Below are 13,975 nucleotides of genomic sequence, written 5' to 3'. Positions count from 1 at the left end.
ATTGGCTTATGAATAGAAAAACGTGTAAAAGGAGTTCACAAAAGTTGGAAACAAAAAAACCGTGCTGAACACAGCACGGAATAAGGCCTAGATGAAAATAATCCCTAAGGCGATTTATGATATCCGCATGTTCTTAACTAATACCAGGGTAAAAACTCAGCAAGAAACAAACCTGTCCCTAAAGGGTACAAGCGCCTGATGGTCTTCCCTGAATATGCAATTGCTTAGTTAAGAACGTTCACCGACATTAAAATCTCTCCCTTAATTGAAGATCTATCCATAATATACGATCAGACAGGTAATGAAGTCAAGGGCGACTTCTTCAATTCGATGTAAAAGTGACCATGAGGATAAGGGGTTTATGTAATATATATTATGTAAACCGATTACTCAATGAATGATTACCATCTTTTAATTGAGAATGATAATCATTATAATTGTAATGGTGAATGAAACTCGTATGTACTGCGAATCCAGCTATAAGAAGGAAGTGATGACAAGTTGAAGACACAAACTTCACCGTCTACTTTTAATGAATATTTTAATCAGATAATCGATTCCAACTTAATGATTCATGAAAATAGCTCCACTCCAGCAGGAATACAGCACGAACATTTTTATCAGATACCCGAAAAGTGGGGAGACGGAATACATCGAACACATTTTTTACGCAATGGCCTTGAGCTATCACAAAGCAAAATGTTATTTCATGAGCCAGTCCAGATATCAAGAAGAATTGATAAGCCTTATCTGGAGTTGGCACTAAACATCGATTATTCCGCCACTTGGTCTGTGGATGATTTTCGTTCAGATCGTGAGCACGGGGGACATGTACAGCTCGTCTACATGAATGATGTGAAGATTCACGCAGAGATAGCAGCTAGTAATGTGATGAATCATCTAGAGCTGCGTTTTAATCCATTGCTATGGCGAGAGTTACTACAGGAACTGGGTATTCGTTTGGAGCAGTCTTTTGCTTGCATGGAAGCGTTGATTACTCCTGATATGCGGGCTATTGCTCAGGAATTGTCGTCTCATTCTTATGAGGGCATAACCCGTCAGCTTTTCTTGGAGAGCAAGACGCTGGAATTGATGGCTCTGTTTTTGCAAGAAACACGCACTTCTCCACCTAAACTTACTATGACAATTAAACCCACTGATGTGCAATGTATTCGCGAAGCGCGAGACATTTTACTCCGTACACTGGTTCAGCCTCCCAGTCTGATTCGGTTGGCACAGATGGTACATATTAATGAGCAGAAACTGAAAAATGGCTTTAAAGAGCTATTCGGCACAACAGTATTTGGCTTTGTGCGCCAGCAGAGACTGGAAAAAGCCAAGCAACTGCTAGAACAGGAGCAGATTTCAGTCAGTGAAGCGTCAGCGATGGTCGGCTATAGTAACTTTAGTCATTTTGCCGCACTATTCCGTAAAACATATGGCTACAATCCAAGTGCCTACCGAAAAAATAAGAATTTATGCTCCTTATAAAACCTTCATCTTTATAAAACTCTCCTTCCAGTGGTGATGTTTCTCCCGGAATTGGCGGTAGGAAGCAGAATGTGGGCCTACAATAGACACAGGCTCATGCATTCTGCAACTGCCGTATTTGGAAAGGAGAAATGATTCATGCAACCAAAAACGGGAATTGCCCGATTACTTCAAATCGCTGGGGAAAAACGCGGATTACTTGCTGTTTCCGCTTTATTTTCCGGTTTAAGTGCCATTTTCATGTTGGTGCCTTATGCTTCAGTTTATTTTGTACTCAAGGAGCTACTTGAGCACGCTGCACAACCTACAACAGCAGACGGGCCATTGATGATTCAATGGGGACTGATTGCTTTAGCAGGTTTATTAGCCAGCCTTATTACAATGTACATCGGCGGGCTTATCTCACATATTGCGGCTTTCCGTATTTTATACGGCTTACGCGTCAAGCTGTCTGCGCACATCGGTAAGCTCCCCTTAGGATGGCTTAATGGCACTTCCACGGGGGCTGTCAAAAAGACTTTGGAGCAAAATGTGGAAAAAGTAGAGACGTTTGTCGCTCACCAATTACCGGATCTGGTGCAGGTTATCGTGACAGCAGTAGTGATGATTGTCACCATGTTTAGCTTGAATATATGGTTGGCGTTTGCTTGTATCGTGCCGATTCTGCTTGCTTTCACCGTTCAAATGAGGCTGATTGGTGGCTCCAAAACACAGGATAACATCAAGGAATATTACAACTCACTGGAACGTCTAAACGGATCGGCTGTGCAGTATGTCCGTGGTATACCCGCAATCAAGGTGTTTGGACAGACGGTGCATTCGTTTCGTAAGTTTTATTCCGATATGGTGCATTATCGTGAATATTGCATGAGATTCACTGACCAATTTGAAACTGGTTTTCTCGTCTTTAAGGTAATTATTGGCTCATTCGCTGCTTTTGTACTTCCTGTCGGTGTATACCTGTTGAGTGGTAACCCGCAGAATGTTGCATTTGCCTCGGTGTTACTATTTTTTCTGGTAATGGCCCCCGGGGTGTCAGCACCCATGTTTAAAATTATGCATCTCATGTCTTCAATGCGTGATATTAATGAAGGCGTTGATCGGATTGACCGTATTTTTAAAGAACCTGCAATACAAGAGCCAGCACATCCGCAAAAGCCGACTACTTATGATGTGCAGTTCGAGCAAGTTTTCTTTTCCTATGGAAACACAGAAGAGGTTAACAAGCATGAGGACGGAGATGACAATCAATCGACCTATGTGCTGTCTAGTATCACTTTTACGGCAAGACAAGGGAAAATGACCGCTTTAGTCGGCCCGTCTGGTTCCGGTAAATCGACGATCGCCAATTTGGTGCCGCGTTTTTGGGATGTACAGAAAGGTGCAGTCCGCATTGGTGGGACCGATATCCGCCTGATGAGCACATCTAACCTGATGGATACGGTTGCTTTTGTATTTCAGGAAACTTTTTTGTTTTATGACTCCGTATTTAACAATATTGCCGTAGGTGATGCGAAGGCTTCTATGGAGCAGGTTATAGCGGCTGCAAAGGCAGCACAGTGTCATGAGTTCATTTGTAAGCTGCCGAACGGCTATGATACGCTCATCGGAGCTGGAGGGGTATACCTATCGGGCGGAGAAGAGCAGCGACTTGCGGTAGCACGTGCCATTCTCAAAAATGCACCTATTCTCGTATTGGATGAAGCTACGGCATTTGCTGATCCTGAAAATGAATATGAAATGCAGCTGGCATTAAAAGAACTAATGAAAAACAAGACGGTTATTGTTATTGCACACCGTTTGTCTACTATTCAGCATGCGGATCAGATTCTGGTGCTTCAGGAAGGACGTATTGCTGAACGGGGTCAGCACAGTGAGTTGCTGGAAGTAAACGGCCTGTATGCCCACTTATGGCAGGCCTATACGGATGTCGGACAATGGCAGATTGGGGCACGGGAAGAGGAGGCGGCTCAATGATGAGAATGTTGCAAAGTATCACGGCTGGAAATCCAAGGGTACTGTTAAAACCGGTATTATACACAACCTTAGCCAATATCGCAGGGTTGGTTCCTTTTGCCTTGCTGGTAGGGGCGGCCCGTCTGATTTTCGAGCCTTTCATCCATCCGGGAGCTTCGCTCCAATCTGCTGGCTTATGGTGGATTAGTGGAGGTCTGCTCCTGTCGCTACTTCTGCTGTTTCTGTGTGAGATTCCGGCCTATCGTTCCCAATACCGTGGAGCCTATGATGCCTCGGTAACCGGGAGGTCGCGTCTAGCTGAGCATTTGCGAAGACTATCTCTGGGATTTCTGAACAAACGCGATCCCGGTGACCTAGCCAATATGATGATGGGTGATTTTACAATGGTGGAACATGGAATTTCCCATTTGGTGCCACAGATGATCGGGGCGGTGACGATGCCACTGCTGGCATTAATTGGATTATCCTTTTTAGATTGGCGGATGGCGCTGGCATTGTTTGCTGCTTTTCCGGTGGCTATTTGCTTGGTATTGCTTACTTCCCGTATCCAGCGGCGGCTGGGGGCCAATCATATGCGTGCCAAAATCAATGCTGCGAATCGTCTACAGGAGTATTTAAATGGTATTCGGGTGATTAAAGCCTACCAGCTAACTGGTGAGCGTTTTGTCCGGCTGGAGCTTGCGTTTAGAGAACTGATGCGGCACAGCATCCGTATTGAAGGGTTGTTAGGACCGATTGTATTGGCTGCTATTGCTTTCATGCGGTCTGGCTTGACGTGGATGGTTATGATCGGTGTATATCTACTGCTGGCGGGTCAGATGGATGTTATTGTGTTTGTTTCTTTTCTGATTGTAGGAACACGTATTTATGATCCCCTAACCACTGCACTTGTAAACTTCGCTGAATTTAGATACCACGAGCAGGCAGGTGAACGTATCGTCCAATTGCTGAACGAGCCAGTGATGCCGGGTGACCAGTTGCCTTCGGAGAGACACGATATTGAACTAAGAAACGTAAGTTTTGGATATGGTGATCAGCCAGTATTGCGGAATGTGAGTATGTCTATGCCGTTTCGTTCTTTCACAGCACTAGTAGGACCCTCCGGCAGCGGAAAAAGTACGGTATTGCGGATGATTGCCCGCTTTTACGACCCGGATCAGGGCAGCGTGCTATTAGGTGGAAACAACATACAACAGATGAATACGGAAGCGCTATTGCGCAAGATATCTATGGTGTTCCAGGATGTATATCTGTTTCAAGATACCATTGCGAACAATATTCGATTTGGCAAAAGCGATGCTACACAGGAAGAAATCGAAGCTGCTGCTCGCCAAGCTTGTTGCCATGATTTTATATCCAGGCTACCCAAGGGATATGATACCCGGGTAGGTGAGGGAGGCAGTACGTTATCGGGCGGCGAGAAACAGAGGATATCCATTGCCCGCGCTATACTTAAAAATTCGCCGATTGTTTTGCTAGATGAAGCTACGTCTTCGCTGGACCCTGAGAATGAAAGGGATATTCAGCAGGCTATTAATCGTCTTGTACAAGGTCGAACAGTTATTGCGATTGCTCATCGGCTCAAAACGATTCGAAACGCAGACCGTATTGTAGTGTTGGACAAAGGAAGGGTCGTGGAGCAGGGAAGACATGATGAACTGTTGGATAACAACGGCCTATATGCACGATTGTGGAACAGACAGCATGAGGTAAGAGAGTAATAGTCTGTATGAACTCAGGATACAAACATTAAGAAACCGCCCCGGGAGATGTCATATCTACCAAGGGCGGTTTCTTGTGGTGTTATTCAGAATCATCGGCTATGACAGCTTGTACAGGCTGCCTGTCACGTAGCAATGGTAACAACAGCATCGCTCCCAGTAAAAATAAACCGGCACTCACGGTATATACGGTGTTCAGGGAGGATTCGCGTTTGAGTGTACCGCCGATGCTCATACCCACGACCATCATCCCCGAGAAAAGGGGAGAGAGGGCACCACCGACGCGGCCGATAAAAGCAGCTTCGGCATTTTTCATCATCATCGTGTTGATACCAATATGAATGCAAGGATAAAATAGACCGCTGAGTACTTGCAATGCCATTGTCAGCACAATATTGTGCGACCATCCGACTCCAAAGGTTGTCAGTGTGCTGACCAGAAGTCCAGTCGCCAGCAGCAATTGCGGCTGGACTTCTTTGGCAACCCCCATAATCAGACCGCCGCCCAACAGCATAGCCGCTCCGTTCGCCATTAATGGCCATTGAAGAAATTCCTTGTTTTGCCCAAGGTTCTCGATAGCTACAAAAACCATTAATGGTTGAATAAGTCCGACTGCCAGCCCAATTATGGTAAATGTTCCTCCAAGCGTGCGAAGTGTACGGTTATTCCATACATAACGTATTCCTTCTTTAAGCTCTTCAATGAAATGTGTTGGTCGATCTATCTCAATTACTTGCTCATCTTGTGGGATACGAGTTAGAACAAGCGCAGAGATAAGAAACAACATTCCGGTTATAGACAATGAAGAGAAAATTCCAAAGTGTTGATAAATAAATGTACCGACGACAGGACCGATAACCATAAATAATGCCATGAGAGACTGAAAAAGAGCCATCACTCCCTGAAGCTGTTCTGGTGCTACATGCTGCTTTAATATTTTCATCGCAGATGGCTGAGAAAATTGAGATAGAATGGCCGAGAAGAAAGTGGATAGCAAGAGCACCTGCCATGACCCGTACCACAATGCGAGCAACACGATAAAAATAGACGCGGCCGACAGCAGATCGCAACTAACCATTGTCCGTTTAGGCCGCCAACGATCTGCAAATGTACCTCCAATGATGGCAAACAGAAAGATAGGCGCAAATTCAGCGACCGAAATGAGCGATACGTATACAGGATCATTATGGGTCAGATCTGTTACATACAACAGTATGGCAAAGTTCCGCACCCAGATGCCCAAATTTAGCAACGCATTGGAGGCAATAATGGTCCTTATATATGGATTTTTAAACAACAACAAACTCTCCTTTCTTATTTTCAGAGTATTTCTTTGAATATTTTTATAAACAAAATTAGAATTTGTCTATATAATAATAGATAATATAATAAATATACTGCTATTTAGTCAAATGTTTTTTGTAATCCCTGAATAAAATAGAGAATAGAAAAGGAAATAGTCAATCATGCAAAAAAAGCGGATTAGAATAGAAAAGGGGTGGAGCACTACATATTTACAAATTGGATGGGATATCCAAATAAAAAAACAAAATTACATAATAAACATTATGTTAACTATTACGTGTCTATTATCTATCAGAATCTGAATCCGATGTACCTTTTAAAATCATAGTGATATAATTACGCGTACATGCCTGAAAAGGAGCGTATAGAACGTAAATGAACTTTCAAGTGGACTTTTTATCTTTTTTTGTGATTCAGGTAGACGGGAAAGAAGGACAAGGCGGTAAGTCCTACAAGCATTATGCTACAATGGATGACTATGATTACGATGAGAGTGATGTCAAAAAATTCCTGGACGGGGAATTTGCTCGCATTAGCAAGCGAAAGGTTGAAAAAAATCCAAGCACAGAGCAGGCACCGACTAAAATCGGCCGCTTTATCGTTGAACCGGAACATGAGCTGAGCAGTAATCCGAATTTCAATATGTTCGCTCGACTACGAGCAGCAGAGGATAAGGAAGATTTTAAAAATGCATGTGATGACCTGGTGCGGATGTATCTGGATACAAGCGCGGTACGAGGTGGAGCACTGATCATTGTACAGGCTACATTAAATACCCACTCTGACGACCCGTTTATTTTTGTACTCAAATGTGATTTTGAACCTAAAATTGCACGAATTACTGAAAGCAGCCTGGTCAGTGAGGTCGAAATGGCCATTTCAGCCCGTAATATGAAATCCATCATGTATCCATACATGCTGGAGGAGGGTATTAACGATGAGTGGGAGCTTAAAATACATCAGTCTTCGCATGCGCGGTATTTTGAAGACTTTTTGAAATTCGTCACTTATGAGCAATCCATGCCGGAAATTGTTAATGAACATGTCATGGGCTTTGTTCAGAACTATGTAGAAACCAAATGGCCGGATGCATCTAATGAGGAAAGACAGCAGGAAGAGCGCGATCTGGAGCTGTGGGCGGCCAGCGAAAAACGGGATCTGCAAGGAAAATGGGAACCTCTTCAGGTCGTAGAAGCTGCGCAGCATATTGTCGAGCTAAAACCGGAAATTGAAGTTCGTTTCAAACTGGATGATACGGCTGTGCGTGGGTTATTATCCGACTTTGGTGCCAAGCTGCATATCACGAAACTTCATGATAGATATGCACTTATTATTGAAGGTGATGCATTTACGTTTGAAAAGGGATTTTCTCCGATTGAGCTGCTACAACCTGAATCCTTTGAAACGGTGGCTGAGCGACTCAAAGAGAAACGGCAACATGAAAATGAGGGTATGGATGGCGATACACCACCTTGGTAATTTGGAACGTATAGCAGGGCGACAAACTGAATTTTATATCAAAAAACGGACCTCACAACGGATGTATCCACTGTGGAGGCCCGTTTTTGTTTAGCTTTTATGTTCCTAACTTACTGAATTACATATGCACTTTACTAATTTGATCTCTTAGCTTGTCCGCAGATTGAATCAACCTTGCACGTTCCTCGTCATTGAGCGGAAGATCCAAAATTTCACGTACTCCATTGTGATCGACGATACTTGGTACACCTAAATAAACATCAGATACACCGTTATAATCTTCCAGCAGGGTGGACACATTAAGTACCGACCCCTCATCTCCAAGAATAGCGGCTACGATACGGTCGAGAGCCAGTCCGATGGCATATGATGTTGCGCCTTTGGCATCTATAATTTCATAGGCAGCATTTTTGGTATTTTCAAAAATTTCATTTTTCGTTTCTTCGCCCAGTTCCAGAGGTGTTCCAGCAACGTTAGCTGTGCTCCATACAGGTAATTCGGAGTCACCATGTTCACCAATAATATGTGCGTGGATGCTTCGTGGGTCGATACCCTTTTGCTTCCCGATCAGATAGCGGAAACGTGCGCTGTCTAGTAATGTACCCGATCCAATAACTCTGCTTGAAGGCCAACCACTGCGTTTCCAAGAGATGTAGGAGAGAATGTCCACCGGGTTGGTTGCGATCAGCAAAATGCCATGGGTATTGACCTTGACTATATTATCAATAATACTTTCAAAAATTTCGGCATTACGTTTAAGCAGATCAATGCGCGTTTCTCCAGGTTTTTGTGAAGCGCCTGCTGTAACAATGATGATATCTGCATCACGACAGTCTTCATAATCACCCGCCCACACTTTTACACCGCCGAGAAAGGGAAGCCCATGATTCATATCGAGCATTTCCCCTTTCGCCTTCTTGACGTTAACATCAATAAAGACAAGTTCTGACATGCGTTGGCGCAGCAGTAGGGTATAGCCAGTTGTTGTACCGACCGCTCCCATGCCGACAATAGCCACTCTACTTCGTTTGTAAGGTTTTAAGCTCATTAAATCCTCATCTCCTTCTCGGGTTGTATACCTTTTCATTTTGGGGTATTTCTTTAAAATTTATGTTTCTAACTCAGTGTACCGTATATATTTACCCACCGTAAAGAATTATGACATTTTTCCTTGACTTCAAAGGCGAGCTCGCTAATAATTAATCGAACGATAGGAACATGCACTAAAGCGTTGCAGCACCGATATTGACGTAAGAAATTATGGAAAGAGGATTAGGAATATGGACTTATTTCGAAAAAAAACAGGACTGCTCTCGCACGAGGAAAGCGGATCTACAGGTCGCTTAAAGAGAACAATGGGGCCTTTTGATCTCACCATGCTAGGAGTAGGATGCATCATCGGGACAGGGATTTTTGTTATTACTGGCAAGGCAGCAGCAGAAAATGCAGGTCCCGGCTTGATGCTTTCTTTTGTTATTGCAGGGATTGCCTGCGTATTGGCAGCCTTGTGCTATGCAGAGCTTTCATCTACAGTTCCCGCGGCTGGGAGCGCTTATGCATATAGTTATATTGTTTTTGGAGAAGTTCTGGCCTGGGTACTAGGTTGGGACTTGATTCTGGAATATGGTGTGGCGGCCGCCTCTGTGAGTAGTGGCTGGTCTGCTTACTTTCAAGGCTTGCTGGCCGGATTTGATATACATCTACCGTTAGCTTTAACCGCAGCCTTCGATTCGACCAAGGGGACCATTATTGATCTGCCAGCGGTGTGCATCATCATGCTCATCACACTGTTGCTTAGTCTCGGAGCCAAGGAAACGGTCCGATTCAATTTCATTATGGTTTGTGTCAAAGTCGGGGTCGTACTGCTATTTATTGGAATTGGAATCTTTTATGTTAAGCCTGCCAACTGGACACCGTTCTTGCCTTATGGATTTTCTGGTGTATTGAGTGCTGCGGCAATCGTATTTTTTGCTTATCTAGGCTTTGATGCTATCTCAACTGCTGCTGAAGAGGTACGCAATCCGCAACGGAACATGCCCATCGGCATTATTTCCTCTTTAGCGATCTGCACGATATTGTATATTGCCGTTTCAGTTGTGTTAACGGGAATGGTACCTTATACGCAGTTGGGCGTTAGTGATCCGGTTGCGTTTGCTCTCCGCTTTATTCATCAGGATTTTGTAGCTGGATTAATTTCAGTTGGTGCGATTGCAGGGATGACGACCGTTTTGCTGGTGCTGTTGTACGGCCAGACACGATTAATTTTTTCTATGTCACGAGATGGTCTTTTACCCGTTTTTCTTTCTAAGATAAATGCCAAAACTCAAACACCGATTCGAAGCACATGGCTGGTGGGTAGCATTATCGCATTGGCTAGCGGCTTGTTCCCGTTGCATGCACTGACCAATCTGACGAGTATTGGAACTCTGTTCGCTTTTGCTGTAGTTTCGGTTGGGGTCATCGTTTTGCGGAAGACACGACCAGATTTAAAAAGAGGGTTTACCGTACCATGGGTTCCGTTACTTCCGCTATTGAGTGCTTTGGTTTGCATCGGTCTGATGCTTCAGCTTCATATCAGCACCTGGATCGGATTTATCGTGTGGCTACTGCTTGGATTACTGATTTATTTCTTCTATGGATATCACAAAAGTTTGTTGAATCATAAATCCTAAACAATATTAGTATGAAAAAAGCCGGCATTCTTCAATTTGTGAAGGAGCCGGTTTTTTTTGTCATTACGCGAAAAGTGTCACATAGGGGTGTTTATGGTATAATTCTGATTCAGATAAGCTTTTGGCACGTGATTACCGCATGCCATCGAGGGAGGATTTTGATATGAAACTGCGCTGGCGTGCGCTCTTGGGAGGAGTAATGCTATTGACGGGCATCCTGCTAACTGCCTGTTCTGCTGAACCCCCAAAAACTGTAACTAAACCTCCGATTGAGGAACCAGATGACCAGGGACAAACGATAACTATTAATCCGCCGGTAACCCCAAAGGCTGGCGATCCAAACGCCAAATATGTAGTACAGACACGAATCGCTGATTTTCATTTAATCGATAACAATAAAGGGTTGGTTTGGGGAGTTACCCATAATGAGCTTCGACTTTATGATACCCATGATGGTGGGAAAACATGGAATAATATTTCTCCTTCTGAAAACGTCCAATTTCAAGACAAGCTTGAATATGGCAAGGATATCAGTTTCACAGATTCACGTCACGGTTGGGTCGTCCGCCAAAATCTGGACCAGACAGCAACAGTCATTCTAAGAACGGCAGATGGAGGGCAGAGCTGGGATGTTTCAGCGCTACCTAGCGGAGACCATGTAAGCTCGATTCAATATGTAAATCCAACCACAGGCTGGATCATGGCTTATACAAAACTGAATGAGCAGGATCAACAAAAAATGTTGTATCACACCACGGACGGAGGAGCCACGTGGAATAAAGTTGCGCAAAGTTCTGGTATGACTTCCAACAAATCAGGCTCAGGTTTACCCGATCAAGGCAGTATGGCGGGAATGAGCTTTTCTTCCAACAATCAGGGTTTTGTGGCGATTAACGTGGACAATAGCGTGAAATTGTATAAAACTTCGAATCAAGGGAAAACGTGGACTCCAGTCGCTAACAGCATGCAAGGGTGCCCTCAGGCTAAGGCAGAAGCTCAGCAGTCTCTTAAAGGTAACAGTTCCTCATACTGGATTCCGGTTTTCTGCTATGGGGATAACGGTACCAAATATAACGGGCTGTTTACGAATAATACAGGAACACAATGGAATGATGTGCCATTGGGTCTGAGTAGCAATAATAATTCTATAACTCCTGGGCGTACCTTTCTAAGCGATAAAGAAGGATGGGTTATAACCGTAAACGGAATGAGCCGTACAATAGATGGAGGCAAGACGTGGACAAGTCTCAAAGGCAACAAGGTGCTGCCTTCGAAGCTAAAAGACTACCCACGATCAGTCAAGCTGCGTTTTGCTTCTTCATCGGTAGGTTGGCTGCTTTTGGAACGACTCGACGACAAGAAATCACTGCTGTTAAAAACAACAGATGGTGGTGCAAACTGGAGAATTTTATAATCACGATAAAGGTGATTGCCCTGGGATGTCTTCCCAGGGCGTTTTATTTTTAAAAAATTTAAATTTTATACGACAACATGTGAAAAAAATCACAAACTAACAAATGAGCCACTGTTATACTAAACCTGTAAACAACGATAGGAGTGATAATCATGAGAGCGAATCAGGATCATATGTTAACCCAATACTACCTTCAATTTTGCTACACTTGTCAGGATGCCTACGGTTGCACGACGGAAGAGGACTGCAAGCAATGCGCAGAGCGTTACGCCGAAGAAGAAGATCATGAAGTTCTGGATGAAACACAACGTTATCTCCAGCTTGTACATGTGTAAATCGATGAGCCATTCTGATATCGCCATATCTTGAGCCTCCCGGATTAATCCGTGGAGGCTCTTGGCGTTCTTGAGGGTTGCTATCAAATTTGGGCAGCAACATACATATACTGTTATAGAAGGCTTGAGGCAGGTCAGGATGCCCAGTGGTTTCCCTGTGGAATGCCTGGCGGAGAGGAGTGCGGTGCATGGGATTTGAGTCATTATGGATGTTCGATTGGCTGGGTACGGTATTGCCCGTATTTTTCGTAGTTGTGTTGGGTATTGTCGTGTTGTCTGCGGGCAGGGAAGTCATGGAATGGAGCCGGAACAAGCGGCAGCCTGTGTTGACGGTGGGTTCCCGCATTACGGCCAGAAGGACACATCTCCAACAGAGGCGCCAAGAGGAACAAGGGAGTCGTACCTATACTTTCTATTATGTAACCTTTGAAGTGGAGAGTGGCGACCGGATGGAGTTCAAGGTATCAGGGGAAGAATATGGTCAATGTGCTGAAGGGGATGAGGGACGGCTTACTTTTCAAGGTACAAGGTATATCGGGTTTCAGCGTCTTAATCGTTATAGCTTGGAGCAGGTTAAAATGTAGGATTCAGTCAAAAACATTCATGCTCATTTACAGCCTTCTGCGAGGAGCCAGGGTAGGGGGCTGTGAATGTTTCTTGTACAGCACATTTTGGTACATATATACTAAAACAGAGTAGTTCAGAGGAGGAATAAGTCGTGTCATTTGAAGGACAAGTTGTTATTGTAACAGGAGCGGCGCATGGCATCGGGAAAGAGGTCGCTTTTGCCTATGCTGCTCAGGGTGCCAAAGTTGTATTTGCTGACTACAATGAGGAAGAGGGCGCCGCAGCCGCTGCAGCAGCCCGGAACGAGGGTCATCAGGCTATTTTTATTCCTTGTGATGTGCGTAAGGAAGCAGATATTGTAGCGCTGATCCGTGCCACGGAAGAAGAATACGGTACAATTCATACGTTGATTAACAATGCAGGCGTATCCAGATGGAAATCTCCATATGAGTTAACCGTAGCAGAATGGGATGACATTCTGAATACAAACGTACGCAGTTGTTTTATTGCAACCAGAGAAGCGGCTAAGGTAATGAAGCGAAACGCAGAAGGGGGCTCAGTGGTTAATATGACCTCTACACGAGCTTTCATGTCAGAGCCGGACACAGAAGCCTACGCAGCATCCAAAGGAGCCATAGCCGCCCTTACACACGCGATGGCCATATCGCTAGGAAAGGATAGGATTCAGGTCAATTGTATTAGTCCAGGATGGATTGAAACCGGGGATTACGAGCAATTGCGTGCGGAAGACCATCAACAGCATCCGGCTGGGCGAGTAGGGACCCCTAAAGACATCGCACGGGCCTGTCTGTATTTAACACAACCCGGCAATGATTTTATAACAGGCACGAATCTAGTGGTCGATGGTGGCATGACGCGTAAGATGATCTACGAGCCATGATAAAAGCCTAAATGAGTAGTCCCATTCTTGGGGCTATTTTTTTATTTTCTGGACTGTCACCTATTGGGCATTTGTACCATAGGATAGGGTATGTGAAGGAGAAGCAAGGAGGG

General features: G+C 44.4%; 11 protein-coding genes. 9 read left to right on the top strand and 2 right to left on the bottom strand.

Features of this window, described 5'->3' with window-relative positions; all coding sequences use genetic code 11:
• The first annotated feature begins 501 nt into the window (after positions 1-501).
• The 3 genes from HFD99_RS16580 to HFD99_RS16570 all read left to right on the top strand — a co-directional run bounded on the left by HFD99_RS16580 (position 502) and on the right by HFD99_RS16570 (position 5,189).
• Complete coding sequence (locus tag HFD99_RS16580) at positions 502-1,491, top strand: helix-turn-helix transcriptional regulator (RefSeq protein ID WP_123797264.1); 990 nt, start codon at positions 502-504, stop codon at positions 1,489-1,491.
• Positions 1,492-1,629: 138 nt separating this feature from the next.
• Positions 1,630-3,468: an ABC transporter ATP-binding protein gene (locus HFD99_RS16575; RefSeq protein ID WP_045244524.1), complete on the top strand. Its 1,839-nt coding sequence runs from the start codon at positions 1,630-1,632 to the stop codon at positions 3,466-3,468.
• Entirely contained in the window at positions 3,468-5,189 is a 1,722-nt protein-coding gene (locus HFD99_RS16570; RefSeq protein ID WP_026065428.1) for an ABC transporter ATP-binding protein, read from the top strand. The genes HFD99_RS16575 and HFD99_RS16570 overlap by 1 nt, the downstream gene beginning before the upstream one ends.
• Before the next feature lie 82 nt (positions 5,190-5,271).
• On the opposite strand, the gene HFD99_RS16565 is transcribed toward HFD99_RS16570, so the two are convergent.
• On the bottom strand, positions 5,272-6,486 hold the full coding sequence (locus HFD99_RS16565) for an MFS transporter (RefSeq protein ID WP_045244525.1): 1,215 nt from the start codon (positions 6,484-6,486) through the stop codon (positions 5,272-5,274).
• Positions 6,487-6,869: 383 nt separating this feature from the next.
• Here HFD99_RS16565 and HFD99_RS16560 point away from each other — a divergent pair, with 383 nt between their 5' ends.
• Positions 6,870-7,973 carry a DUF3900 domain-containing protein gene (locus tag HFD99_RS16560; protein WP_045244526.1) on the top strand — a complete coding sequence of 368 codons (1,104 nt, stop codon included), beginning with the start codon at positions 6,870-6,872 and terminating at the stop codon, positions 7,971-7,973.
• A gap of 118 nt (positions 7,974-8,091) precedes the next feature.
• Here the strand turns inward: HFD99_RS16560 and HFD99_RS16555 are convergent, their stop codons facing one another.
• On the bottom strand, positions 8,092-9,021 hold the full coding sequence (locus HFD99_RS16555; RefSeq protein WP_016820768.1) for an L-lactate dehydrogenase: 930 nt from the start codon (positions 9,019-9,021) through the stop codon (positions 8,092-8,094).
• Between the two features lie 232 nt (positions 9,022-9,253).
• Here HFD99_RS16555 and HFD99_RS16550 point away from each other — a divergent pair, with 232 nt between their 5' ends.
• The 5 genes from HFD99_RS16550 (at position 9,254) to HFD99_RS16530 (ending at position 13,862) form a co-directional block, all read left to right on the top strand.
• The gene (locus tag HFD99_RS16550) at positions 9,254-10,645 is read left to right on the top strand and encodes an amino acid permease (RefSeq protein ID WP_016820769.1); all 1,392 of its coding nucleotides are present in this window, start codon (positions 9,254-9,256) and stop codon (positions 10,643-10,645) included.
• A gap of 163 nt (positions 10,646-10,808) precedes the next feature.
• Positions 10,809-12,059, top strand: coding sequence for a YCF48-related protein (locus HFD99_RS16545; protein WP_025364982.1), 1,251 nt, complete (start codon positions 10,809-10,811; stop codon positions 12,057-12,059).
• A 152-nt stretch (positions 12,060-12,211) separates the two neighbouring features.
• Positions 12,212-12,394, top strand: coding sequence for a hypothetical protein (locus HFD99_RS16540; RefSeq protein ID WP_013371387.1), 183 nt, complete (start codon positions 12,212-12,214; stop codon positions 12,392-12,394).
• A gap of 188 nt (positions 12,395-12,582) precedes the next feature.
• Positions 12,583-12,978, top strand: coding sequence for a DUF2500 domain-containing protein (locus HFD99_RS16535; protein ID WP_016820772.1), 396 nt, complete (start codon positions 12,583-12,585; stop codon positions 12,976-12,978).
• Between the two features lie 134 nt (positions 12,979-13,112).
• Positions 13,113-13,862 (top strand): SDR family NAD(P)-dependent oxidoreductase, encoded by a 750-nt coding sequence (locus HFD99_RS16530; protein ID WP_045244527.1) that lies wholly within the window; start codon positions 13,113-13,115, stop codon positions 13,860-13,862.
• Positions 13,863-13,975: the final 113 nt, after the last annotated feature.

The organism is Paenibacillus sp. EKM301P, assembly GCF_011800295.1.
Classification (GTDB): Bacteria; Bacillota; Bacilli; order Paenibacillales; family Paenibacillaceae; genus Paenibacillus; species Paenibacillus polymyxa.
Note: the sequence above shows the minus strand (reverse complement) of the source record. Positions and strands in the feature narration are given on the sequence as shown.